The organism is Cellulomonas endophytica, from assembly GCF_004123805.1.
GTDB classification, from domain to species: domain Bacteria; phylum Actinomycetota; class Actinomycetes; order Actinomycetales; family Cellulomonadaceae; genus Cellulomonas; species Cellulomonas endophytica.
This window is the reverse complement of the sequence record NZ_RWJX01000005.1, coordinates 39401-64054: the sequence shown is the minus strand read 5'-3', so window position 1 is coordinate 64054 and position 24654 is coordinate 39401. Positions and strand designations below refer to the sequence as shown.

The window sequence follows — 24654 nt, the reverse complement described above, 5'->3', positions numbered from 1 at the left end:
CTCCCGCACCGATCGACGCCCCACCCGCTCCAGACCCTCAGGATCCTCGTGAACCCGACTCCCACCGCGCCGGCGCCCGGCGCCGAGCCGCTCGCCGCGGCCGCCACCCCGCACCTGCGACCCGTCGCCCACTTCACCGCACGGGACACCTGGCTGAACGACCCGAACGGGCTGCTCCACCACGCCGGGGTCTACCACCTCTTCTTCCAGAACAACCGCGAGGGGAGCACCTGGGGCCCCATGTCGTGGGGGCACGCCACCTCGACCGATCTCGTCACGTGGTCCGAGCACGAGGTCGCGATCCCGAACACCCCCGAGGAGAACGTGTTCTCCGGCAGCGCCGTGGCCGACGTGCGCAACACCGCCGGCTTCGCGGGCCCCGGGCAGACCGCGCTCGTGGCCGTCTACACCAGCGCGTACACGAGCGCGTCGAGCCGTCCCGGGATCCAGGCGCAGTCCCTCGCCTACAGCCTCGACGACGGCCGGTCCTGGACCCGGTACGCGGACAACCCCGTGCTGGACACCGGGTCCTCGGACTTCCGCGACCCGAAGGTCTTCTGGTACGGCGGCGACGACGGCCACTGGGTGATGGTCGCGGTCCAGGCCGTGGACCGCCAGGTCGTCGTCTACAGTTCGACGGACCTCCTGCACTGGGCGCCGGAGTCCACGTTCGGACCGGCCCACGCGGTGGAGGGCATCTGGGAGTGCCCCGACCTGTTCCCGCTCGCCGTCCCCGGGACCGACGACACGAAGTGGGTCCTCGTGGTCAGCCTGAACCCGGGCGCGGTCGCCGGCGGGTCAGGCACCCAGTACTTCCTCGGGGACTTCGACGGCTCCACCTTCACCGCGGACCGCCTCTGCGACTCCACCGAGCCGGCCGACCACGACTGGCTGGACTACGGCCGCGACTACTACGCGGCGGTCTCGTTCAACGACGCCCCCGACGGTCGTCGGCTGACGATCGGGTGGGCGAGCAACTGGGACTACGCCAACGACACCCCCACGCACCCGTGGCGGTCCGCGATGTCCCTCGTCCGCGAGCTGCGACTGGTCCGGTGCCCGGACGGGCGCCTGCGCGTCGCGCAGCACCCCGTGCTCCCGCAGGCCCCGAGCGCGGTCCGCGTGTTCGACCTGGAGGTCCCTTCGGCTCCGGGCGACCGGACCGAGGTCGTCCTCAGCTCGGGTGACCCGGACGGCGGCACGCTGACCATCGCCCTCGACGGCGACGAGCGCACGGTCACCCTCGACCGCACCCGGTGCGGCGCGGTGGACTTCCATCCCGCCTTCCCGTCCGTCGACGCCGCCCCGCTGATCGGCGGCGACGGGGCCACCACCCACCTGACGATCGTCGTCGACGGTTGCATCGTCGAGGTCTACGTCGACGGGGGCCTGGCCACCCTGACCCAGCAGGTCTTCCCCCACCAGCCGCTGACCACGCTGCACCTGGAGCCGTCCCCCGCCCGGTGACCGCCGACCGGGAGTGCAGCCCGCAGCGACATCCCTGTGAACAGGAGCAGCATGCCGTCGCCCATCCCCACCGGTGAGCTCCTCGTCATCGGGGAGGTCGTCGCCGACATCGTCCAGCCGCTCGCCGGCCCGCCGGCCACCCACCCCGGCGGAAGCCCGGCGAACGTCGCCCTCGGGCTGGCGCGCCTGGGCGACGACGTGACGCTGCTGACGCAGATCGGCGACGACGCCCACGGCGACCTCATCCGTGCTCACCTCCGTGGGAACGCGGTGCAGGTGCTCACCGCGCCGGCTCCCGGGCCGGGCCGTGCTGCCACGCCGTCCGCCATCGCCCACCTCGACCACACCGGCGCCGCGACCTACACCTTCGACATCACCTGGACGCTGCCGGTGATGGCTCCGCCGCGTGCGCCCCTGCACGTCCACACCGGATCCGTCGCAGCGCTGATGGCGCCCGGCGCCGACGCCGTCCGGTCGTTGGTCGAGCAGATGCGCGGCCGGTGCAGCATCAGCTTCGACCCCAACATCCGTCCCGCGCTGGTGCGCGACCACGGGGACGGCGTCGCCCGGGTCGAGCAGCTGGTGGGGCTGAGCGACGTCGTCAAGGCCAGCGACGAGGACATCGCCTACCTCTACCCCGGCACCGACCCGGTCCGGATCGCGCAGGACTGGCTGCACCGTGGACCCGCGGTCGTCGTGGTGACGCTCGGCGGCGAAGGGTCCGTGGTGGCGACGCGTGCCGGTGTGGTGCGGATCGAACCGACCGTGGTCACGGTGGCGGACACCGTCGGCGCGGGTGATGCGTTCATGTCCACCCTCGTCGACGGGCTCGGTCGGAGCCGGCTGCTGGGGGCCCGGCAACGCGCCGAGCTGAGCGGCATCGGCACCGAGGTCGTGCAGCGGGTGGCGCGGCGGGCGTCCCACGCGGCCGCCATCACCGTCGCCCGCCCGGGCGCCGCGCCACCGTTCCTGCACGAGCTCGACGAGACCGAGGCCCACGCCCGGTAGACCGCGGCGGGGACCTCGACCTGCAGGCCCCGTCCGTCGGACGGGGCCTGCGTCGTCCCGGGCCGGCGTCGCCCCGGACCCGCGTCGTCCCGGCCCTCCGTCGCGCCGCGCCCGCCCGACGAGGTGCGCGGCGGGCGTCGGGGGAGGACCGTGGTCCGCGGCGGACCGGCGACGGGGGACGGTGGGGCATGGGCGGCAGCGACCGGCGGCAGGCGGCGCTCGTGGCGGCGGCGGTCCTGGCGGCCTACGCCGCGGCGACGGCCGCGGTCGTCGCGGTCGCCGAGCGGTGGGAGCGCCGCGCGGACCGCTGACGCGTCCGGCGCCGCGCGGAACGCCGACCCGGTCGTCGACGTCGGCCGCCCGGGTCAGGCGCCGGCCGCGCCGCCGGTCACCAGCGCCTGGATGGCCGTGACGGCGCCGCCGCGGGCCCACTCCGTCCGGTCGTGCCCGCGCACGACGAGCGGCACGGGCGCGGCGTCGGGGTCGCGGTGCTCGGCCAGCCCCGCCGCCACGGCGTCCGCGGCGACCTCCGCGAGCCGCACGCCCTCGCCACCGAGCACGACCGTCCGGGCCAGGGTGAGGTTGGCGACCGTCGCCACCAGCAGCCCCAGCGCGCGGCCCGCGTCGCGGACGGCCTCGGTCGCGCCCGGAGCACCGGCCGCCGCGAGGTCCAGCGCCTCGTCGTAGCCGACCCAGCGCCCCACGGCGGCGGACACCTGGCCCTGCACGCCCCACAGGGACAGCAGCGCGGAGGCGCACCCGCGGTGGCCCTCGGAGCAGCGGGGGCCGGCGGCGTCGAGGGGGTGGTGCCCGACGAGCCCGAGGCCGGAGTCGGGACTCGTGACGAGGCGCCCGTGCACCACGAGCCCCATGCCGACGCCCGCGCCGATCGTCACGAGGGCGAAGGTGTCGTGCTCGCGCCCGGCGCCGAACCAGCGCTCGGCCTCCGTGCGTGCGACGAGGTCGTTGTGCACGACGACGGGCAGCCCCGTGCGCGCCGCGAGGGCGTCCCGCAGCGGCACGTCGGCCCAGTGAGAAGGGGGCGCGCGTCACCACCGCGCCGTCGCGGACGTTGCCGCCGACGCTGACCCCCACCCCGTCGACGGGGCGCCCGCCGGCACCGGCCGACAGCTCGTCGACGAGGACCGCGACGGTCGCGACGACGGCGTCCGGGTCGGTCGCGGGCAGCGGGCGGGAGCGGGAGGCGAGGACCGTCGCCCGCAGGTCGGTGAGGACGGCGTGCGCGCTGTCCCCGGTGACGTTGACGCCGACGAAGCGGTGGGCGTCGGCGGCGACGTCGAGCGGCTGGACCGGGCGGCCGCGGGCGCCGGCGGAGGCGGGCAGGGTCGCGGGGTCGACCTCGACGAGCAGGCCGCTCGCGAGCAGCGGCTTGGTCAGCCGCGTGAGGCTGGCCTGGGACAGGCCGGTGCGGCGCGCGAGCTCCACCCGTCCGAGCGGGCCGTGCAGGAGCACCTCGAGGGCGACGGCCTGGGCCGACCCGTCGAGCGGGGACCACGTCGTCGCCACGCGCACTTCCTTCCGCCTCGGTAGGGCCGCTCCCGGCGGAGCCGCCGCGGCGCGGGCTGCTCGTGACGCCCGTCACCCGTCTTGACGTTCTTTCCTTGCAGCGCAAAACTAAAGCCGTCGCCCCGCGGTGTCCATCGTCGACCACCGCCCGCCGCCCCGACGAAGGAGTCCACCGGTGACCACCCCTGCCCCGACCGCCGCGCCCGCGACGGCCCCGCCCGACGCCGGCGACGCGCTCCAGCTCCGCGCGGCCGGCGTGGCGCTCGTGCTCGACGTCTCCGGCGACCGGTTGCCCCGCGTCCTGCACTGGGGTCCGGACCCCGGCCCGCTGACGGCCGAGGACGTCGCCGCCCTGCGGCTGGCCCTCACCCCCGGCACCGCGTCGGCGCAGGTCGACGTCGTCGTGCCGCTCTCGCTCGTCGCCGAGCAGTCCGCCGGCTGGATGGGGACGCCCGGGCTCACGGGCCACCGCGACGGCCGCGACTTCTCCACGCGGTTCGCCGTCGGCGGGGTCGAGCACGAGAGGCCCGCCGCCGACCCCGTCGTGGCGCACCGGGTGCGGGTGGCCGCCGCCGACGACGTCGCCGGCCTGGCGCTCGAGCTCGTCGTCGAGATGCTGGTCTCGGGCCTGGTCCGCCTGCGCGCCGCGGTGACGAGCACGGGTGCCGGCGTGTTCGACCTCGCCTCGCTCGAGGTGAACCTGCCGGTGCCGCTCGAGGCCGACGAGGTCCTCGACCTCACGGGCCGGCACCTGCGCGAGCGCACGCCCCAGCGCCACGCCTTCACCCTCGGCACGCACCTGCGCGAGACGCGGCGCGGGCGCGGCCACGACGCGAGCCTGCTCGTCGCCGCGGGGCGGAAGGGCTTCGGCTGGCGGGGCGGCGAGGTGCGCGCGGTCCACGTCGCGTGGCCGGGCAACACCCGCACCTACGCGGAGCGGAACAACACCGCGGTGAGCCTGCTCGGGGGCGGGGAGCTGCTCCTCGCCGGCGAGGTGCGCCTGGCCCAGGACGAGCGCTACGAGGGCCCGTGGGTGTACGGCTCGCTCGGCGACGGCCTCGACGACCTCGCGAGCCGCTTCCACCGGTTCCTGCGCGCCCGCCCCGAGCACCCCCGCGCCGCGCGACCCGTGCTCGTCAACGTGTGGGAGGCCGTGTACTTCGACCACGACCTGCCGCGCCTGAAGGCCCTGGCCGACCTCGCGGCGTCGGTCGGCGTGGAGCGGTACGTCCTCGACGACGGGTGGTTCGGCTCCCGGCGCGACGACACCTCCGGCCTGGGGGACTGGGTCGTGTCCGACGAGGTCTGGCCCGACGGCCTCGGCCCGATCGTCGACCACGTCCACGGCCTCGGGATGCAGTTCGGGCTGTGGTTCGAGCCCGAGATGGTCAACCCCGACTCCGACGTGGCCCGCGCGCACCCCGAGTGGATCCTCGCGCCGGGGGAGCGCCTGCCGGTGCCGAGCCGGAACCAGCAGGTGCTGAACCTGGCGCACCCCGGGGCCTACGCCCACGTCCGCGACCAGATGCTCGCGGTCCTGGGCGCCTACGAGATCGACTACGTGAAGTGGGACCACAACCGCGACCTCGTCGAGGCCGGCCACCGCTCCTCGGGACGTCCGGCCGTCCACGAGCAGACCCTCGCCGCCCTGCGGCTCCTGGCCGAGATCAAGGCGGCCCACCCGGGGCTGGAGATCGAGTCGTGCTCCGGCGGCGGGGGCCGGGCCGACCTCGGCATCCTCGCGCTGACGGACCGGGTCTGGACGTCGGACTGCATCGACCCGCTCGAGCGCCAGCAGATCGAGGCGTACACCTCCCTCCTGCTGCCGCCGGAGCTCCTGGGCTCGCACATCGCCTCGCCCGTGTCCCACACGACCGGCCGGGCGCACGCGCTGGACTTCCGCGCCGGCACGGCGTTCTTCTCCCACCTCGGCATCGAGTGGGACATCACGACGGCGACCCCGGAGGAGCTCGACCGGCTCCGGGAGTGGGTCGCCGCGCACCGGCGGCACCGGGCGCTCCTGCACACCGGCACGGTCGTGCACGACGAGCGGCCCGACGGCGCCCACGCCGTGCGAGGGGTCGTCGCGCCGGACGGCAGCGAGGCGGTGTACGCCCTCGTCGCGCTGACGACGAGCGTCATGGCCCCGCCCGGGGCCTTCCGCCTCCCGGGTCTGGACCCGGCGGCCCGCTACCGGGTGCAGCCGCTGGCCCCCGGCACCACGCTGGGGGGACGCACCTCCAGCGCCATGACCACGCCGCCGTGGTGGTCGACCGGGGTCACCCTCCCCGGCGCCCTCCTGGCCTCCGCCGGGGTCCAGGCCCCCGGCCTGCACCCCGAGCAGCAGGTCCTGCTGCACGTCACCCGCGTCGACGACGACACGAGCACCGCCCTCACCACGAGCACCGTCCTCACCGAGGAGGCACCGTGAACCGCCCACCCACCCGCCCACCCCGACGACGAGGACGTGCCGCCGCCGGTGCGCTCCTCGCGACCGCGCTCGTCGCCCTGGCCGGCTGCGCCGGCTCCGGCGGCGGCCGCACCGAGATCACGTTCTTCCAGTTCAAGTCCGAGGCCGTCACCTACTTCGAGGACCTGGCGGCGCAGTTCGAGGCGGAGAACCCCGACATCCGCGTCGTCGTGCAGAACGTCCCCGACCCGGAGACGGCGCTGCGGACGCGGCTGGTCAAGGACGACGTCCCCGACGTGCTGACGCTCAACGGCAACGGCACCTTCGGCGAGCTCGCCTCGGCCGGGATCTTCACGGACTTCTCCGAGGACCCGCTGCTGATGAGCATCAACCCGGCGTACGTCGAGGTCGTCCAGGCGCTCGGCCAGAGCACGCCCGGCGCCGTCAACGGCATCCCCTTCGCCGCCAACGCCTCCGGGGTGCTCTACAACGTGGAGCTCTTCGAGGCCCAGGGCGTCGAGGTGCCGACCACGTGGGAGGAGCTCGTCGCGGCCGCCGAGACGTTCCAGGCCGCCGGCATCACCCCGTTCTACGGGATGCTCGGCGACGCGTGGACCGCGCAGTCCCCGCTCGCGCCGCTCACCGCCCAGGACGCGCCGGAGGACTTCTTCGAGCAGCGGTTCGCGGGGGAGACGACCTTCGCGGAGGGCTGGCGGCAGCCGCTGGAGAAGCTGGCGACGCTGTACGGGTTCACGCAGCCGAACGCCGGCGTCGTCGGCTACCAGGACGGCACCCGTGCCTTCGCCGAGGGCGAGTCGGCGATGCTCCTGCTCGGCTCCTACGCCGTGCCGCAGATCCGCTCCTTCGAGCCGGCCTTCACCGTCGGGTCCTTCGCGTTCCCGGCGACGGACGACCCGGGGCGCACCACGCTCGTGTCGGGCGTGGACGTCCTCGTCACCACCGGTGCCGACGCGCCGCACCCGGAGGAGGCGCAGCGGTTCGTCGAGTTCCTCCTCCAGCCCGACGTGGTGCAGGAGTACTCGGAGGACCAGGTCGCCGTCCCGGCGATCGCCGGCGCGAGCAACCCCGACCCCGCCCTGGAGGGCGTCCAGGAGTACATCGACTCCGGGCGGATCCAGGGCTTCACGGACCACCAGTTCATCCCCGCGATCCCGCTCCCGAACGTCCTCCAGCAGTACCTGCTGGACGGCGACCTCGAGGCGGCGCTCGACGGGCTCGACAGCAGCTGGGACCGCGTCGCGCAGCGACGCACCTGGGGACTCGGGGCGGTGCAGTCATGAGCACGACGACAGGCGGGTCGACCGCGGTGGGGCAGACCCCCGACCGCTCGCGCGGCGGGGCGGGTGCGCCGCCCTCCGGCCGGGGGACGCGGGGGCGCGGCTCGCGCGCCTACCTGTGGATGGTGCTGCCGGCATTCCTCCTGTTCTTCGCCTTCCACACCTTCCCGGTGCTCCAGGGCGTCTTCTTCAGCTTCACCGACTCGCCCGGCTACGGCGAGTGGGGCTTCGTGGGGCTGTCGAACTACACCGCCCTGTTCACGGACCCGCGCATCGGTCACGCCTACCTGTTCACGGCGCAGTTCGCGGTCGTGGCGACGATCCTCACGAACGTCCTCGCCCTCGCGATCGCGGTGGGGCTCAACGGGAAGATCAAGTTCCGCACCACGCTGCGCGCGGTCTACTTCATCCCCTACGTGCTGGCGATCCTCGTCGTCGGGTACGTCTTCCAGTACCTGTTCACGTTCTCCATCCCGGCGATGGCGGAGGCGCTCGGCGTCGAGGCCCTCACCACCTCGATCCTCGCGGACGAGAGCTGGGCGTGGGTGGCGATCGTCGTCCTCGCCGTCTGGCAGAGCACGGCCTTCAGCATCGTGCTCTACCTCGCGGGCCTGCAGACGGTGCCGGCCGAGCTCTACGAGGCCGCCTCGCTCGACGGCGCCAGCGCCGCCCGGCGGTTCCGGTCCATCACGTTCCCGATGATCTTCGGGTTCTTCACCATCAACATGGTGCTCTCGCTCAAGGGCTTCCTGCAGGTCTTCGACCACATCTTCGCCCTCACGGCCGGCGGGCCGGGCACCGCGACGGAGTCCGTCGGCGTGCTCATCTACCGCGGCGGCTTCCAGGGCGGCGAGTACGGCTACCAGCTGGCCAACGCCGTCCTCTTCATGATCGTCATCATCGCGTTCGCCGTGTTCCAGCTGCGCGTGCTGCAGGGCCGGGAGGAGCAGGCATGAGCACCCAGACCATCGGCGGGGCAGGACCCCGTCCCGGCGCCGGGCTGCCGCCCGAGGGCACCGACGGGCCGCGCCGCTCCCTGCTGCGCCGCCGCCCCCGCGAGGGCGAGGACGCCGGCCCCGCGAACCCGTGGCTCACGGCGCTCCTCGTCGTGCTCGCGCTCACCGTGTTCGTGCCGCTGTACTTCGCGGTGGTCACGGCCCTGAAGACGCCCGCGCAGCTCGGCGGCACGGGCTTCGGCCTGCCGACGGAGATCCGCTGGGCCAACTTCTCCGACGCGTGGCGGCTGACGGACTTCCCGCGGGCGGCGCTGAACTCGGCCGTCATCACCGCGGGCACCCTCGTCCTGACGCTGCTGACGAACTCCATGGTCGCCTACGCCATCTCCCGGAACATGCACCGGCGGGGCTACAAGGCGCTGTTCTTCTACTTCATCTCGGCGCTGTTCGTGCCCTTCCCGATCCTCATGCTGCCCATCGCGAAGCAGACGGCGATCCTCGGCCTGGACAACCAGGTCGGCCTCATCCTGCTGTACACGGTCTACGGGCTGAGCTTCAACGTCTTCGTCTACGTCGCCTACATCCGCTCGATCCCCATCGAGCTGGAGGAGGCCGCGCGCATGGACGGGGCGTCCACCTGGACGGTCTTCTGGCGGATCATCTTCCCGCTGCTGTCGCCCATGAACGCCACCGTCGGCATCATCACCTGCGTGTGGGCGTGGAACGACTTCCTGCTCCCGCTCGTGATCGTCTCCGACCCGGGGGCGGCGACGCTGCCCCTGCAGCAGTACGTGTTCCAGAGCCAGTTCAGCCAGAACTACCCGGTCGCCTTCGCGTCCTACCTCATGGCGATGCTCCCCCTGCTCGTGGTCTACGCGGTCGCGCAGCGCTGGGTCATCTCCGGGGTGACGCGCGGGTCCGTGAAGTGAGGACGCCCGTGACCCCGAGCACGACGAGCACGACGAGCACCACGAGCACGACGAGCGGCAGCACCCCCGTCGCGGCGGGCGCCGCCGCGGCGGGGGGCTCGGGCGGGGCCGGCAGCGCCCCCGCCTGGTGGACCCGCGCCACGGTGTACCAGGTCTACCCACGGTCCTTCGCCGACTCCGACGGCGACGGCCTGGGCGACCTCGGCGGCATCCGCGCGCACCTGGACCACCTCGAGGCGCTCGGCGTCGACGTCGTGTGGCTCTCGCCGGTGTACCGGACGCCGCAGGACGACAACGGCTACGACATCAGCGACTACCGCGACGTCGACCCCGCGTTCGGCACCCTCGCCGAGCTCGACGCGCTCATCGGCGACCTGCACGCGCGCGGCATGAAGCTCGTCATGGACCTCGTCGTCAACCACACCTCCGACGAGCACGCGTGGTTCGTGGAGAGCGCGTCCTCGCCGGACAGCCCGAAGCGGGACTGGTACTGGTGGCGCCCGCCGCGCGACGGCATGGCCCCGGGGGACCCCGGGGCGGAGCCGACGAACTGGCGCTCGTTCTTCTCCGGCCCGGCATGGGAGCTCGACCCGGCGTCGGGCGAGTACTACCTGCACCTGTTCAGCCGCAAGCAGCCGGACCTCAACTGGGAGAACCCGGAGGTCCGCGAGGCGGTCTACGACATGATGCGGTGGTGGCTCGACCGCGGGGTCGACGGCTTCCGCATGGACGTCATCAACCTCATCTCCAAGCACGTCGGTGCCGACGGGTCGCTCGCGGACGGGCCGCCGATCGCCGGGGGACCGCTCGGCGACGGGTCCGCGGAGTACACGTGCGGGCCGCGCATCCACGAGCTCCTCGCCGAGATGCACCGCGAGGTGTTCGCCGGCCGGGACGCCGAGCTCCTCACGGTGGGGGAGATGCCCGGCGTGACGGTCGAGGACGCGCGCCTGTTCACCGACCCGGCGCGTGCCGAGGTCGACATGGTCTTCCAGTTCGAGCACGTCGGGCTCGACCACGGCCCGGGCGGCAAGTTCGACGTCCGGCCCCTGCGGCTCACCGACCTCAAGGCGTCGTTCGGGCGCTGGCAGGCGGGCCTGGCCGAGGTCGGCTGGAACAGCCTCTACTGGGACAACCACGACCAGCCGCGGGTGGTGTCCCGCTTCGGCGACGACTCCGACGCGCACCGCGTCCGCTCGGCCTGCTGCCTGGCCACCCTGCTCCACCTGCACCGGGGGACGCCGTACGTCTACCAGGGCGAGGAGCTCGGGATGACGAACGCGCCCTTCGCCGGCATCGGGGACTTCCGCGACATCGAGTCGCTGAACTTCCACGCGGAGGCGCTGGCGGCCGGGGCCGACGAGGCCGAGGTGCTGGCCGGGCTGCGCGCCATGGGCCGGGACAACGCCCGCACCCCCGTGCAGTGGGACGACTCCGAGCACGCCGGCTTCACCACCGGCACGCCCTGGATCGCCGTGAACCCGAACCACACCACGGTCAACGCCGCGGCGGCCCGCGCGGACGAGCGGTCCGTGTTCCACCACCACCGCCGGCTCATCGCGCTGCGGCACGAGAGGGCGGTCGTCGCCCTCGGCGACTTCACGATGCTCCTGCCCGACGACGAGACGGTCTACGCGTTCACGCGCCGGCTCGGCGACGAGACGCTGCTCGTCGTGTGCAACGTCTCGGGCGGGCCGGCGCGTGCCGCGGTGCCCGACGCCGCCGCGTGGGCGGGGGCCGAGGAGCTCAGCGGGACCTACTGGCCCGACGAGGACCCGTCCCCGGACGTGGAGGCGGCGCTCGCGGCCGGGGCGCTGGCCCTGCGCCCGTGGGAGGCGCGCGTCCTGCGCCGACGCGGCTGACGGGACCGGCGGGGGCCGGGGAGGGGCGAGGGCCCCGTCCCCGGCACTCCCCGTGAAGGGATGCTGCCGTGGCCGGGCGCCACGCCGCCGAGCGGGCCCGGCGCACGGGATGCCGTCCCGCCGCTGCAGCATCCCTTCCGGGAACGGGTGGCATGGGGGAACGGGTGTCCTGGGGCGACCGGGGCGGGGCGTTGCTGTCGTCGTCGCCGCCGGCGTCCTAGCCTGGGGCCCGTGATCGGCTCCCTCGAGGGTGTGGTGCTCGACTGCCCCGACCCGCGCGCCCTGGCCCGCTTCTACGCCGAGCTCGTCGGCGGCGAGATCGTGCGCTTCGGCGAGGACTGGGCCGAGGTGGTGCCCCCGGTCGAGGGTCACCGGCCCCTGCTTACCTTCCAGCGGGTCGACGGGTACCGGCCACCGGCGTGGCCGGGCCAGGACGTGCCGCAGCAGGTCCACCTCGACGTGAAGGTGGCGGACCTGGACGCCGGCGAGGCCGCGGTGCTGGCCATCGGTGCGACGGCGACCGGCTCGACGACGCCGACCTTCCGCGTCTACCTCGACCCCGCCGGCCACCCGTTCTGCCTGGTCCGGCCGCAGGACTGACGGCGCCCGCCCGGCCGGGCCCCGTGCGCGCGGGGCGCCGGCCGCCGCACGGGGCGTGGCAGGATCGGCGCGTGCGGACGGCGGGCGGCTGAGTGGGGGCCGTCCTCGCGGCGCTCGGCACGATCGGGGCGGTCATCGCGCTCGGCGCCCTCGTGGCCCGCCTCGGCGTGCTGGGGGAGCACGCGGCACCGGTGCTGGCGCGGACGGTCTTCACCGTCGCCACCCCGTGCCTCATGGTCACCACCGTCGCCCACGCCGACCTCGCCGCCCTCGTCTCGCGCTCGGCCGTCGTCGTCTGGGGCAGCACCGCGCTCGTCGCGGTCGTCGCGGCGCTCGTGCTCCGGCTCGCCCTGCGCCGGGACGCCGCCGACGTCACGGTCGGCACGCTGGCCGCCTCGTACGTCAACGCGGGCAACCTCGGCCTGCCCCTGGCGGTGTACCTGCTGGGGACGCCGCTCGCGGTGGTGCCGACCCTGCTGTTCCAGCTCCTCGTGCTCGCGCCCGTGGGTTTCGCCGTGCTCGACGCCCACCGGGCCCGGGGCGCCGCGGCGGCCGGCGGGGTGCGGCCGCCGTCCGGGCCGCGGGCGCTCGTGCGGCGCACGTTCAGCAACCCGATCATCGTCGCCACGCTCGTCGGCCTCGTGCTCGCCGCCCTGCCCTGGGACCTGCCCGAGACGGTCTACGCGCCGTTCGCGCTGGTGGGGCAGGCCGCGGCGCCGGTCGCGCTGCTGACCTTCGGCCTCTCGCTCGGCGCGCCCCGCGGCACGGGCGCCGGGACGCCACGGGCGGACCTCGCCCTCGTCGTCGTGCTGCGGTCCGTGGTCCACCCGCTCCTCGCGGCGGGTCTGGCGCGGCTCGTCGGGCTGGACGACGGCGAGACCCTCGCGGTCGTGGCGATGGCGGCGCTGCCCACGGCGCAGAACGTCCTCGTCTACGCGCTGCAGTACGGGCGGGGCCAGCCCCTCGCGCGCGACGCCGGGCTCGTCACGACGGTCCTGGCCGTCCCCGTGCTCCTCGTCGTGGCGGCCGTCCTGGGCTGAGCCGCGCCCCGGCGGCGCGCCGTCGGGAGGGTTCACCCGGACGGGGTCCGAGCCGCGCCGGGCGCGACCGTCGGCCAGGGACCCACGTCCCGGGACCGCGGGGTCCGGGAGCGCGAAGGTCGCCCGGTGGGCAGAGGGAGAGCGGCGGCGAGCCGGGGCGGACGCGTCGCAGGGGCGACCCCGTGAGCGCCGTCCTCCAGGCCCTCGGCGTCCTCGGGGCGGTCATCGCCGCCGGGGCGGTGCTCGGCCGGCGCGGGACGCTCGGCCCGCACGCCCCGGCGGTGCTCTCGCGCGCGGTCTTCACCGTCGCGACGCCGGCCCTCATGCTCACGACCGTCGCCCACGCGGACCTGCACGTGCTGCTGTCGCGCGCCACCGTCGCCACCTGGGGCAGCACGGGGCTCGTCGCCCTCGCCGGGGCGCTCGTGCTGCGGCTCGTGCTGCGGCGCCCGGCCGCGGAGACCGTCGTCGGCACGCTGTCCGCGTCCTACCTCAACGCCGCGAACCTCGGCCTGCCGCTGGCCGTCTACCTGCTCGGCAGCCCGCTCGCGGTCGTCCCGACGATGCTGTTCCAGCTCCTCGTCCTGGCGCCCCTGTCCTTCGCGGTGCTCGACGAGGCGCAGGCCCGGGCGGACCGCCGGCGCCCCGCACCCGTCCTCGAGACCGTCGGCGGACGGACGACGGGCGTGACGGGCGCGAGGGGCACGGCGACCGCGACGAGCACGCCGGGCGCCGCCGCCGCAGGTGCCGACGCCCCCGCCGGCGCCCCGCGTCCCCGCGCGGGTGCGGTGCTGCGCCGCACGCTGAGCAACCCGGTCAGCCTCGGCGCGCTCACCGGTCTGGTGCTCGCGGCCCTGCCCTGGCGCCTGCCGGAGGTCGTCCTCGAGCCGTTCGCGCTCGTCGGGGCGGCGGCCGCACCGCTGGCGCTGCTGAACTTCGGCCTGTCGCTGGGGGCGCGCCGGGTCGCCGGGGACCGCGCGCCGCGGGCCGACCTGGCCCTCGTCGTCGGGCTGCGCCTGCTCCACCCGCTGGTGGCCGCCGGGCTGGCGACGCTCGTCGGGCTGGAGGGGCCCGCGCGGCTGGCGGTCGTCGCGATGGCCGCGCTGCCCACGGCGCAGAACGTGCTCGTCTACGCGGTGCAGTACGGCCGCGGCCAGCCCGTCGCGCGCGACGCCGGCCTGCTCACGACCCTGCTGGCCGTCCCCCTGCTCCTCGTCGTGACGACGCTCCTGAGCTGACCCCGGGGGCCTGCGCCGCCGGCGGGCGCGCGGCCTCCGCCGACCCCGGCACCCCGAGCGCGGCGACCACCGCGCCGGCCAGCATCAGCCCCGCGCACACGAGCATCGCGGTCCGGTGCGCCGGCGCCAGGACCGCCGGGTCCGTCAGCCCGCTGCCGACCCCGGACACCAGCGGCAGCACCGCCACGGCGAGCAGCCCGGCCACGCGCGCCACCGCGTTGTTCACGCCGGAGGCGGTCCCGGCCAGCGCGTCGGGCGCGGCGGCGAGGGCCGTCGTCGTGAGCGGCGCGACGAGGGTCGTCATGCCCAGGCCGACGAGCAGCACGCCGGGCAGCACGCCGGCGAGATACGTGGTCCCGACCCCGACGGGCGCCAGCAGCACCAGCCCGACGGCGCACAGCAGCGGCCCGACCGTCATCGGCAGCCGCGGCCCGAGGCGGGTGCCCAGCGACCCGGCGGTGGGCGAGAGCACGAGCAGCAGCAGCGTCATGGGCAAGGACGCGAGCCCGGCGGCGAGCGCGCTCCACCCGACGACCACCTGCAGGGTCGTCGTGAGGAAGAACCCGAGGCCGGTGATCGCGGCGTAGACCACGAGGGTCGCGGCGTTCGTGGCCGCGAAGGGCCGCCAGGCGAAGAGCGCGGGCGGCACGAGCGGGTCGGCGGCGCGCCGCTCGACGACGACGAGGAGGCCGAGGAGCGCCACCCCGGCGACGAGCCCCGCCAGCGCGTCCGTCGTCACCCGGCCCGTGTCGCCCCACCGCGTGAAGCCCCACGTGAGGCCGGCGAGCCCGAGCGCCCCCACGACGGTGCCGGCCACGTCGAGCCGCCCCCCGCGCGGGTCCCGCGACTCGGGCACGTGCCGGAGGGTGGCCAGCACGACGAGCGCCGCCAGCGGCAGGTTGACGGCGAAGATCCAGCGCCACGACACGGAGTCGACGATCCAGCCGCCGAGGAACGGGGCGATCGCACCGGCGATGGCGCCCAGGCCCGACCACGCCCCGATGGCACGGGCGCGGTCCTCGCCGGCGAACGTGGACTGCAGCAGGGCGAGGGAGCCCGGGGTCAGCAGCGCGCCGCCGACGCCCTGGAGCACGCGGGCGGCCACGAGCGCGCCGCTCGTCGGCGCGAGCGCGCACGCCAGCGAGGCCACCGCGAACCACACGACCCCGACGAGGAACACGCGCCGCCGGCCGAGCCGGTCGCCGAGCGAGCCCGCGAGCAGCAGGAACGCGGCGAGCGTGAGGCCGTAGCCGTTGATCGTCCACTGCAGGTCGGCGGTGCGGGCGCCGAGGTCCTCGGCCAGGCGGGGCAGGGCGACGACGACGACGGTTGCGTCGACGAACGCCAGCGCCGAGCCGAGGACCGTGGCGGCGAGGACCCACCGGCCGGGGCCGGAGCGCAGCGGGATCGGGGTGGGGAGGGGCACGGGCACACTGTCCTCCCTCGCCCGTCCCGGCGTCAGGGGTCCGGCTCGGGACCCGGCCGCAGGACCTCAGCGCGGGGCGACGGGCAGGACGAGGCGGACGCGCTCGCCGCGCAGGTCGGCGCGGAAGCCGTCGTCCTGCACGACGACGCGCTCGAGCCGCAGGCCCTCCGGGAGCCCCTCGATCCCGTGCTCGACGGTGACCAGCCGGCGCACGAGGGCGCCGAGGGGGCGCGCCAGGAACGACGGCCCGCCGAGGTCGACCGAGGTCGGCTCGACGACGAGCCGCCCGGCGACGACCTCGACCGTGCCGCTCGCCACCACGTCGAGGCGCCGGCCGGCGACGACGACCGTGCGCTCGACCACCGCCTCCCCGCCGGCGCCGGCGCGCAGGACGACGTCGTCGCCGAGCTCGGCCGCGACCACGGCGAACGGCACGGTCCCGGACACGGACATCGCCGCCGCGACGAGCCCGTCCGCGCCGGTGCGCACACCACGGCCCGAGGCGGTGACGTCGGTGAGCGTCGAGCCGGGCAGCGCCACGGTGCCGGCGTCGAGGGCCAGGTCGCCGAACCAGAGCTCGCCCTCGACGAGGTCGGACGGCGGCACCCCGGCGCCTCCGGACGGACCGGCGGTCGCCCCCGCCCCGGGGGAGGGCAGCGCCCCGGGCGCGCGGCCGGCGTCCGCGGGCGAGGTGACCGCCCAGAAGGTGACCACGAGGGCGACCACCAGCAGCAGGGTGGCGGCGGCCGCCCCGAGGAGTCCGTCGCGGACGCGGGGGTTCATGGCGCCAGCGTGGCCCCCTCCGCGCCGGCCCGCCGGGCGGTGCCCCCGCCGGGCCGGTAGGAAGGGCGCATGGCTCCCGTCCTCGGCTTCCACGCCTCGCACGAGCAGCTCCACCCCTCGGTCCTGCTGCGCGCGGTCCAGCGCGCGGAGCGGGCGGGCTTCGACGCCGCCATGTGCTCGGACCACCTGGCCCCCTGGAACACGCGGCAGGCGCACTCGGGCTTCGCGTGGGCGTGGCTCGGCGCCGCGCTCGCGACGACGGACCTGCGCTTCGGCGTCGTCAACGCCCCCGGCCAGCGCTACCACCCGGCGATCATCGCCCAGGCGATCGGCACGCTCGGCGCCATGTTCCCCGGCCGCTTCTGGGCGGCGCTGGGGTCGGGGGAGAACATGAACGAGCACGTCACGGGCGAGCAGTGGCCGCCCAAGGACGTGCGTGACGCCCGCCTGCGCGAGTGTGTCGACGTCATCCGCCGCCTCCTGGCCGGCGAGGAGGTCAGCCACGACGGCCTCGTCACCGTCGACCGGGCGCGGGTGTGGACGCTGCCCGACCCGGTCCCCGCCCTCGTCGCGCCGGCGGTCACGGTCGCGACGGCCGAGCGGGCCGCGGAGTGGGCCGACGGCCTCGTCACCATCAACCAGCCGATCGAGGTGCTGACGGACCTGGTCGCCGCCTACCGCGGCGCCGGCGGCCGCGGGCCCGTCGCCCTCCAGGTGCACCTGCAGTGGGGCCCCGACGAGGACACCGCGCTGCGCGTGGCGCACGAGCAGTGGGGCTCCAACGTCCTGCAGCCGCCGCTGTGCTGGGACCTCGACGGCCCGGAGGCGTTCGAGCAGGCGACCGCGTTCGTCCGGCCGGAGGACGTGCGCAAGGGCGTCGTGATCTCCGCCGACCTCGACGAGCACGCCGACCAGCTCGTCGAGTACGCCTCGCTCGGCTTCGACGAGATCTACCTGCACCACGTCGGACCCGAGCTCGACGCCTTCGTCGACGCGTTCGGCGAGCGGGTCCTGCCGCGGGTCCGCGAGGAGGCGCCGTCCGCCGGCGTCCCCGCCACGGGCGGGCCGACGACCGGGCGCACGGCGATCGACGCCGAGCAGGCCGGGACGCAGGTGCGCGCGTGAGGATCACCGAGACCGGCGACCTGTGGTGGAAGAACGCGGTCGTCTACTGCCTCGACCCCGAGACGTTCTTCGACTCCGACGCGGACGGCGTCGGCGACCTCGCCGGCCTCGCCCAGCGGATCGACCACCTCGCCGAGCTGGGCGTCACGTGCCTGTGGCTCATGCCGTTCTACCCGACGGCGGAGAAGGACGACGGGTACGACATCACCGACCCCTACGGCGTCGACCGGCGCCTCGGCAGCCCCGGGGACCTCGTCGAGCTGGTCCGCACCGCCCGCGACCGCGGCATCCGCGTCATCGCGGACCTCGTCGTGAACCACACCTCCGACCAGCACCCGTGGTTCGTCGCCGCGCGCTCGTCGAAGGACAGCCCGTACCGCGACTTCTACGTGTGGCGCTCCGACCCGCCGCCCGACACCTCGGCCGAGGTGGTGTTCCCCGACCAGGAGGACTCCATCTGGGAGCTCGACGAGGGGACCGGCGAGTGGTACCTGCACCGGTTCTACAAGCACCAGCCGGACCTCAACATCGCCAACCCGCTCGTCCGCGACGAGATCGCCAAGCTCATCGGCTACTGGCTCGAGCTGGGGCTGTCGGGCTTCCGGGTGGACGCGGTGCCGTTCATGATCGAGGCGACCGGTCTCGACGAGGAGGAGGCGGCGGCCTACGGCGACCCGCACGAGTACCTGGCCTCCCTGCGCCAGCTGCTCAGCCGCCGCTCGGGCAGCGCGGTGCTCCTCGGCGAGGTCAACCTGCCCTACCCCGACGCCGTGACGTTCTTCGGCGACGGGCACGGCGACGAGCTGACGATGCTGTTCGACTTCGTCGGGAACCAGGCGATGTACCTGTCGCTGGCCCGCGAGGACGCCACGCCGCTCGTCGACGCCCTGCGCGCCCGCCCCGAGATCCCGAAGGACGCCCACTGGGCGACCTTCGTCCGCAACCACGACGAGCTGACGCTGGACAAGCTCTCCGAGGACGAGCGCGCCGAGGTGTTCGCCGCCTTCGGCCCCGACGAGGACCTGCAGCTCTTCGGGCGCGGCCTGCGCCGGCGCCTGCCCCCGATGCTCGACGGCGACCCGCGCCGCCTGCGCCTGGTGTACTCCCTGCTCTTCGCCCTGCCCGGCACGCCGACGCTGTTCTACGGCGAGGAGATCGGGATGGGCGAGAACCTCGACATCCCGGGCCGGCTGTCCGTGCGCTCGCCCATGCAGTGGAGCGACGAGGCCAACGGCGGCTTCTCCACCGCCGACCCGGCGGACCTGGTGGCACCGCTGACCACGGGCGGGTACGGCCCCGAGCACGTCAACGTCCGCGCCCAGCGCCGCGACCCGGACTCGCTCCTGGCGCACGTGACGCGGCTCGTGCAGCGCTACCGCGAGTGCCCCGAGCTGGGCTGGGCGCCGCTGCACGTGCTGGAGCAGCCGCACGCGGCGGTCCTCGCGCTGTGCAGCACGGTCGACGGCGAGACGGTGGTGACCCTGCACAACCTGGGCCCCGACGCCGTCACCGTGCCGGTCGACCTGTCGGACCGCGGCAGCGACCGGCGGCTCCTCGTCGACCTGCTGGCCGACGGCGAGGTGCACCTGGACGACGGGGCCCGCGCCGACGTGCCCCTGGACGGCTACGGCTACCGGTGGCTGCGCCTGGCCGGCCCGGGCATGCAGCGCTTCCTGTAGCGGCGTTCCCCCCGGTGGCGGGAGCCGACGTCGCCTCTCGCGGGGTCGACGCCGGTCGTCGGGAGCCCTCGTCGCCGGCGGACCGGAGGTCCTAGGGTCGGGAGATGGACGGTGCCGTTCGGAGCGTCGACGCGTGGCGGGTCGCGCCGCTGGGCCCCGTGACGTGGGACCTGTTCGCCGGGCTCGCCGAGCGCCACAACGGCGTGTTCGGGGGGTGCTGGTGCACGTACTTCCACCTGCTGCCGGACCCGCCGGAGCGCCGGGAGATCGGCCACCGCGAGCTCAAGCGGCGTCTCGTCGAGCAGGGCCGGGCGCACGCGGCGCTCGTCCTCGACGCGTCCGGGCCCGACGGGGCCGACGAGGCGGTCGCGTGGGCCGAGTTCGGGCCCGTCGAGGAGCTCGCGAACATCCACCACCGCAAGCAGTGGGAGAAGGAGACCGTCGTCCGGCCGGACTACCGGATCACGTGCCTGTTCGTCGACCGCCGCTACCGCCGCACGGGGATGGCGGCCGTCGCCGTGCGTGGCGCGCTCGCGCTCATCGCCGAGCAGGGCGGAGGGCTCGTCGAGTCCTACCCGCACGACCTGCCGCCGGGCAAGAAGACCTCGTCGTCGTTCCTCTACAACGCGACGCGGACGATGTACGAGCGGCTCGGGTTCACGTACCTGCGCCCGAAGGGCCAGGGCAACTGCGTCATGAGCTCGATGGTGGCGAGCACGACCGGGACGCCGGCGGCCTGAGGCGCTTCGGGGTGGCCGGTCCGCCCATCCCTCAGCGGCGGGCGCCGCGGGGGAGGGTGCCCAGCTCCTCGGCGAGGACGAGCGCCGCGGCGCCGACGGCGGCGGCGTCGGCCAGGTGGCGGGAGAGGGCCACGGCCACGCCGTGCCGCTCCGCCGCCTGGAACTCGGCGTCCAGCCGCCGCTCGACGACCTGCGCGTAGAGGGACCCCGCCGTGCTGAAGGACGGGCCGGCGAGCACGAGGGAGTCCAGGTCGAGGAGGTTCGCCAGCGTGACGGCGGCGTCCGCGACGTGCTCGGCGGACTCCTCGACGAGGGCGAGCGCGAGGGCGTCGCCCTGCACCGCGGCGGTCGCCAGCGCCCCGAAGTCGGCGTAGGGGTCACCCGTGGCGGAGAGGCGGGCGCTCGTCGTGGCCCCGGCGGCGACGGCGGCGCGGGCCCGGGCGACGACGGCGCGCGGGGCGGCCAGCTCCTCCAGCACGGGGCCGGCGCCGGCCGCGTCCCGGCGCAGGCGCATGAGTCCGAGCGGGCCCGTGTTGCCGCTCGCGCCGCGCAGGACCGCACCGCCGACGACGACGCCCGCCCCGATGCCGGCGCCCATGTAGAGGGTGCAGTGCGCGGCCGTGCCCGCGCCGGCGCCGCCCCAGTACTCGCCGATCGCGGCGGCGGTCGCGTCGTTGTCCAGCACCACGGGCAGGCCGACGGCCTCGGCGAGGGCGTCCCGGACGGGGAAGCCGTGCCACCGGCCGAGCGTGCCCGAGCCGAGCACCGCGCCCGCGTCGAGGTCGAGCGTCCCGGGGACGGCGAGCCCGACGCCGACGACGCGCTCCGGGGGCAGGCCGGCGACCCGCAGCAGCGTCCGCACGTGGTGGGCCACCGCGGCGACGACGTCCGGCGGTGCGTCGTCACGCGCCCCGCGGACCCGTGTGCGGGCGACGACGTCCCCGCGGGCGTCCGTCACGACGACGACGAGCCAGTCCTCGCCGAGCTGGACGCCGACGCCGCACCGGGCGGCCGGGTCGATCGTGAGCATGACCCGGGGCTTGCCGCCGGTCCACTCCTTCGCGCCGGACTCGCGGATCAGGCCCTCGTCGAGGAGTGCGCGGACCGCGTGCGAGATGGCGGCCTGCGTCAGGCCCGTGAGGCCGGCGAGCTCGACGCGGCTGATCGGGCCGCGCGTGCGGACGAGGTCGAGCACGAGCGTGCGGCTCGAGCGCGTCCGCCGGGGCGGACGCGCGTCGTCCCGGACCCCGTGCACAGGGGCGAGCATCCCACGCGGCCGGGGCGCCGCCGCGTGCCCCGCCGTCCCCCGCGCGGACGTCACCCGGCGGGGGTGGCGGCGCGCCCGGAGGATAGCCCGCCGGACGGCTCCCGCCCCGGGTCGCGGCGTGCCATGCTGCCGGGCGTGAGCGCCGTCGACGAGGACCGCGAGGCCGCCGCCGTGCGTGTGGGGGTGGCCCTGCTCCCCGCCGACGAGGCCGGCGCGCTGGAGCCCTTCTACGCCGACCTGCTCGCCGGCATGGAGGAGCGGCTCGACGGTGCCGGCGCCAGCGTGGTGCTCGTCGTCGTCCCCGAGGTCGCGGACCAGGTGCGCGCGTACCGCCGGTGGGCCGCGGACGGCCTCGTCGACGCCGTGCTCGTCTCGGACCTCGTCGACGCCGACCCGCGGGGCGCGGCCTGCGCGGAGGCGGGGCTGCCGGCCGTGGTGCTCGGGGGCGAGCCGGGCTCGGGGTGGGTCGTCGACTACGACAACGCCGGGGCGATGCGGACCGCGGTGGGGTTCCTCGTCGGGCTGGGGCACCGGCGCCTCGGGCGGGTCTCCGGGCCCCAGCGCCTGCGGCACACCCGCGCCCGCGGGGAGGCGTTCCGATCGGCGCTCGACGAGGCCGGCGCGGAGGGCACCTGCGTCGAGGGCGACTACGGCACGGGCTCCGGCCGGGCGGGGACGGCGGCGCTCCTCGACGCCGCCGCGCCGCCGACGGCGATCGTCTACGACAACGACCTCATGGCGCTCGGCGGCCTGGAGGAGGCGGCCCGGCGTGGCCTGCGCGTGCCCGAGGACCTGTCCCTGCTCGCCTGGGACGACTCGGCGCCCAGCCGCACCGCCCACCCGCCGCTGTCCGTCGTGAGCCGGGACGTCCACGAGCTCGGCGCGCTGACCGCGGAGGTCCTGCTGGGGGCCGTGGCGGGGGAGCCGCCGCAGGCCCGCCGCGCCCCCGGGGCCCGGGTCGTGGCGCGCGGCTCGACGGCACCCCCGCCGCCGGCCTGACGGCCGGCCGCCCACCCGGACCCGTCAGAGGGCCGTCGCGTGGACGACGAGCGCCTGCGCCGGCCACAGCACGGGCGGCTGCAGCCCGACCGTGGCGAGCACCCGTCCGGGCAGGACGACCTCGCCGCGGGACAGCCACGGCGGCGTGATCCACCCCCACCGCGCGGGCCCGACCTCGTCGCGGACGCGCACCCGGTAGCGGCGGTCGGGGTCGAGGCCGTGGAGCCGGACGGGCTCGGGGCGCGCGTCCTCCAGGCTCGCCACCGTCGCGATCGTCCAGACGCCGGCGGACCGGTCGGGGGCGACGACGCCCGTGACACGCAGGGCGGGGTCCCGCACGTCGGCGTGCACGAGCGTCCCCGTGTGCAGGAGGGGGCGCAGCTCCGTGTAGAGCCGCGCGAAGGCCTGCAGGCGCGCGACCTCGTCGGCGTCGCAGCCGAGCAGGTCCCACTCGAACCCGGCGGAGCCCATGAGGCTCGTGGCGAGACGGAAGGACAGGTCGACCGTGCGGCCGGAGCTGTGGGCGGTCGGAGGGCCGACGTGCGCCCCGACGAGCTCCAGCGGCAGCAGCAGGGTCGTCCAGCGCTGCACGTCCTGGCGCTCGACGGCGTCGTTGGAGTCGCTCGCCCACACCCGGTCGGTCACCTCGAGGACGCCGAGGTCCGCGCGCGCGCCGCCCGACGAGCACGACTCGATCTCGAGCCCGGGGTGCCGCTCGCGCAGCGCGGCGAGCAGCCCCAGCGTCGCCCGGGTCTGGGCGTGCACGCCCGGCCGGCCCGCGTGCCGCGCGTCGACGAGGTCCCGGTTGTGGTCCCACTTGAGGAAGTCCAGGCGCAGGTCGGTGACGAGGGCGTCGAGCCGCTCGAGGACGTGGGCCGCGGCCTCGGGGTGCGCGAGGTCGAGGACGTGCTGCGTGCGCCACGACAGGTGCGGCGCGGGCGGGACCTGCCGGGGGTCGTGCAGGAGCCAGTCGGGGTGCGCCCGGGCCAGGTCCGAGTCGAGGGAGACCATCTCGGGCTCGACCCACAGGCCCATCTGCATCCCGAGCGCGTGGACGCGGTCGGCCAGGGGCGGCAGCCCGTCCGGCCACACGTCCGTGTCGACGGTCCAGTCGCCGAGGCCCTGCGTGTCGTCGCGGCGCCGCAGGAACCACCCGTCGTCGAGGACGAAGCGCTCGACCCCGACCTCGGCGGCGCGCTCCGCCAGGCGCAGGACGGTGGCCGGGTCGTGGTCGAAGTAGACCGCCTCCCAGGTGTTGAGGACGAGAGGCCGCGGGGTGCGCGGGTGGTGGGGGCGGGCGCGCAGGTAGGTGTGGAACCGGGCGGTGAGGCCGTCGAGGCCGGACCCCGACCAGGCGAACCAGGCCGTGGGCGCGGCGTAGGTCGCGCCGGGGGTCAGGTCGACCTCGCCCGCGCGCAGGTGCTCGCCGGCGCCGAGCACGACGGGCTGGTCGGGCAGCCGGTCCGTGCGGTACGTGACGTCGGCCGGCCACGCGAGGTGCACGGCCCACAGCTCGCCGTCGCGGTCGCGCGGGTCGGTCGCGGAGAGCGCGAGGAGCCAGGGGGCGTCGTGCCCGCCGCGCCCGCGCCGCGTCTGGCGCGCGACGGGCCCGTGCGGCAGGTCGGCGGTGGCGGGCGCCTTCTCCCGCGTCCACCGCCCGTGGAACGTCGTGGTCCGTGCCACGAGGGCCGGCACGGGCAGGGTCGCCTCGAGGGCGTGGACCCCCACGGGTGCGGGGGCGCCGGCGTCCAGCGCGACGGCGTGGTCCACGCCGAGCAGGCCGCCGGCCTCGAGGTGGAGCCGGGCGGTGAGGGTCAGCCCGAGCGAGGTGTCACGGGCGGTGACGGTCACGGCGGTGCCCGCGGGGTCGGCGTCGACGGCGACGGAGGACCAGAGGGCGGTCACCGCGACCCCGTGGCGCGCGAGCACCAGGCCGGGCCGGCCCGACCAGCCCTCCGCCTCCTGCGGCACGAGCGCGGGCAGCCAGGCCGCGTCGAGCGTGCCCGGGGGCGTCTGCCGGGCGGTGGCGAGCGCGAGGGCGGCGAGGTCGGCGTCCGTCAGCCCGCCCAGGTCCGCGCCCCAGTGGTGCACGACGGGCAGACCCGCCCGGGCGTGGGCGAGCACGAGGGCGACGCCGTCGCGGCGCAGGACCGTCCAGGCGGGCGGGTCGGTCGGGTCGTCGCCGGCGGGGCCGAGGTGGCCCCGGGCGGCGTCGGACGGGGACGGGGTGCGGGACGGCAGGGTCGTGGTCACGGGGCGGGCTCCGGAGGGATGAGGGTGGGCAGGGGACGGGGACGCGG

The 24654-nt window shown here is 75.9% G+C and carries 21 protein-coding genes; 16 read left to right on the top strand and 5 right to left on the bottom strand.

The window, feature by feature from the left end:
• The first annotated feature begins 48 nt into the window (after positions 1–48).
• From EJA20_RS02810 to EJA20_RS19680, 3 genes are all read left to right on the top strand, one after another.
• Complete coding sequence (locus EJA20_RS02810) at positions 49–1467, top strand: glycoside hydrolase family 32 protein (RefSeq protein WP_129336658.1); 1419 nt, start codon at positions 49–51, stop codon at positions 1465–1467.
• 51 nt (positions 1468–1518) lie between these two features.
• Positions 1519–2475, top strand: coding sequence for a carbohydrate kinase family protein (locus tag EJA20_RS02805; RefSeq protein WP_129336657.1), 957 nt, complete (start codon positions 1519–1521; stop codon positions 2473–2475).
• Between the two features lie 188 nt (positions 2476–2663).
• Positions 2664–2786 carry a hypothetical protein gene (locus EJA20_RS19680; protein ID WP_276319518.1) on the top strand — a complete coding sequence of 41 codons (123 nt, stop codon included), beginning with the start codon at positions 2664–2666 and terminating at the stop codon, positions 2784–2786.
• Positions 2787–2840: 54 nt separating this feature from the next.
• On the opposite strand, the gene EJA20_RS19315 is transcribed toward EJA20_RS19680, so the two are convergent.
• Complete coding sequence (locus EJA20_RS19315; RefSeq protein WP_240674941.1) at positions 2841–3497, bottom strand: ROK family protein; 657 nt, start codon at positions 3495–3497, stop codon at positions 2841–2843.
• A gap of 217 nt (positions 3498–3714) precedes the next feature.
• On the opposite strand from EJA20_RS19315, the gene EJA20_RS19310 reads away from it, so the two are divergent.
• The 9 genes from EJA20_RS19310 to EJA20_RS02760 all read left to right on the top strand — a co-directional run bounded on the left by EJA20_RS19310 (position 3715) and on the right by EJA20_RS02760 (position 14335).
• Complete coding sequence (locus EJA20_RS19310) at positions 3715–4026, top strand: hypothetical protein (RefSeq protein ID WP_240674938.1); 312 nt, start codon at positions 3715–3717, stop codon at positions 4024–4026.
• Between the two features lie 151 nt (positions 4027–4177).
• Positions 4178–6433 (top strand): alpha-galactosidase, encoded by a 2256-nt coding sequence (locus EJA20_RS02795; protein WP_205687329.1) that lies wholly within the window; start codon positions 4178–4180, stop codon positions 6431–6433.
• Entirely contained in the window at positions 6430–7713 is a 1284-nt protein-coding gene (locus EJA20_RS02790; RefSeq protein ID WP_164983810.1) for an ABC transporter substrate-binding protein, read from the top strand. The genes EJA20_RS02795 and EJA20_RS02790 overlap by 4 nt, the downstream gene beginning before the upstream one ends.
• The gene (locus EJA20_RS02785; protein ID WP_129336655.1) at positions 7710–8666 is read left to right on the top strand and encodes a carbohydrate ABC transporter permease; all 957 of its coding nucleotides are present in this window, start codon (positions 7710–7712) and stop codon (positions 8664–8666) included. The genes EJA20_RS02790 and EJA20_RS02785 overlap by 4 nt, the downstream gene beginning before the upstream one ends.
• Entirely contained in the window at positions 8663–9595 is a 933-nt protein-coding gene (locus EJA20_RS02780; protein WP_129336654.1) for a carbohydrate ABC transporter permease, read from the top strand. The genes EJA20_RS02785 and EJA20_RS02780 overlap by 4 nt, the downstream gene beginning before the upstream one ends.
• A gap of 143 nt (positions 9596–9738) precedes the next feature.
• The gene (locus EJA20_RS02775) at positions 9739–11457 is read left to right on the top strand and encodes a glycoside hydrolase family 13 protein (RefSeq protein ID WP_240674947.1); all 1719 of its coding nucleotides are present in this window, start codon (positions 9739–9741) and stop codon (positions 11455–11457) included.
• Between the two features lie 231 nt (positions 11458–11688).
• Positions 11689–12057, top strand: coding sequence for a VOC family protein (locus tag EJA20_RS02770; protein WP_240674936.1), 369 nt, complete (start codon positions 11689–11691; stop codon positions 12055–12057).
• Between the two features lie 92 nt (positions 12058–12149).
• Positions 12150–13097 (top strand): AEC family transporter, encoded by a 948-nt coding sequence (locus EJA20_RS02765; protein ID WP_129336652.1) that lies wholly within the window; start codon positions 12150–12152, stop codon positions 13095–13097.
• A gap of 182 nt (positions 13098–13279) precedes the next feature.
• The gene (locus EJA20_RS02760) at positions 13280–14335 is read left to right on the top strand and encodes an AEC family transporter (RefSeq protein ID WP_129336651.1); all 1056 of its coding nucleotides are present in this window, start codon (positions 13280–13282) and stop codon (positions 14333–14335) included.
• On the opposite strand, the gene EJA20_RS02755 is transcribed toward EJA20_RS02760, so the two are convergent.
• Together EJA20_RS02755 and EJA20_RS02750 are read right to left on the bottom strand one after the other, a co-directional pair.
• A complete protein-coding gene (locus EJA20_RS02755; protein ID WP_129336650.1) occupies positions 14280–15761 on the bottom strand; it encodes an MFS transporter in 1482 nt (493 codons plus the stop codon). The two genes, EJA20_RS02760 and EJA20_RS02755, sit on opposite strands and share 56 nt — an antisense overlap.
• Positions 15762–15827: 66 nt before the next feature.
• A complete protein-coding gene (locus tag EJA20_RS02750) occupies positions 15828–16544 on the bottom strand; it encodes an LmeA family phospholipid-binding protein (protein WP_129336649.1) in 717 nt (238 codons plus the stop codon).
• A 69-nt stretch (positions 16545–16613) separates the two neighbouring features.
• Between EJA20_RS02750 and EJA20_RS02745 the strand changes: the two genes are divergently transcribed.
• The 3 genes from EJA20_RS02745 (at position 16614) to EJA20_RS02735 (ending at position 20088) form a co-directional block, all read left to right on the top strand.
• Positions 16614–17669, top strand: coding sequence for a TIGR03885 family FMN-dependent LLM class oxidoreductase (locus EJA20_RS02745; protein WP_129336648.1), 1056 nt, complete (start codon positions 16614–16616; stop codon positions 17667–17669).
• Positions 17666–19348, top strand: coding sequence for an alpha-amylase family protein (locus tag EJA20_RS02740; protein ID WP_129336647.1), 1683 nt, complete (start codon positions 17666–17668; stop codon positions 19346–19348). The genes EJA20_RS02745 and EJA20_RS02740 overlap by 4 nt, the downstream gene beginning before the upstream one ends.
• Before the next feature lie 104 nt (positions 19349–19452).
• Complete coding sequence (locus EJA20_RS02735; RefSeq protein ID WP_129336646.1) at positions 19453–20088, top strand: GNAT family N-acetyltransferase; 636 nt, start codon at positions 19453–19455, stop codon at positions 20086–20088.
• Positions 20089–20119: 31 nt separating this feature from the next.
• Here the strand turns inward: EJA20_RS02735 and EJA20_RS02730 are convergent, their stop codons facing one another.
• Positions 20120–21343: an ROK family transcriptional regulator gene (locus EJA20_RS02730; RefSeq protein WP_164983808.1), complete on the bottom strand. Its 1224-nt coding sequence runs from the start codon at positions 21341–21343 to the stop codon at positions 20120–20122.
• 147 nt (positions 21344–21490) lie between these two features.
• Here EJA20_RS02730 and EJA20_RS02725 point away from each other — a divergent pair, with 147 nt between their 5' ends.
• Positions 21491–22354, top strand: coding sequence for a LacI family DNA-binding transcriptional regulator (locus EJA20_RS02725; RefSeq protein WP_164983807.1), 864 nt, complete (start codon positions 21491–21493; stop codon positions 22352–22354).
• Between the two features lie 24 nt (positions 22355–22378).
• On the opposite strand, the gene EJA20_RS02720 is transcribed toward EJA20_RS02725, so the two are convergent.
• The gene (locus EJA20_RS02720) at positions 22379–24607 is read right to left on the bottom strand and encodes an alpha-galactosidase (RefSeq protein WP_240674932.1); all 2229 of its coding nucleotides are present in this window, start codon (positions 24605–24607) and stop codon (positions 22379–22381) included.
• Positions 24608–24654 lie beyond the last annotated feature (47 nt).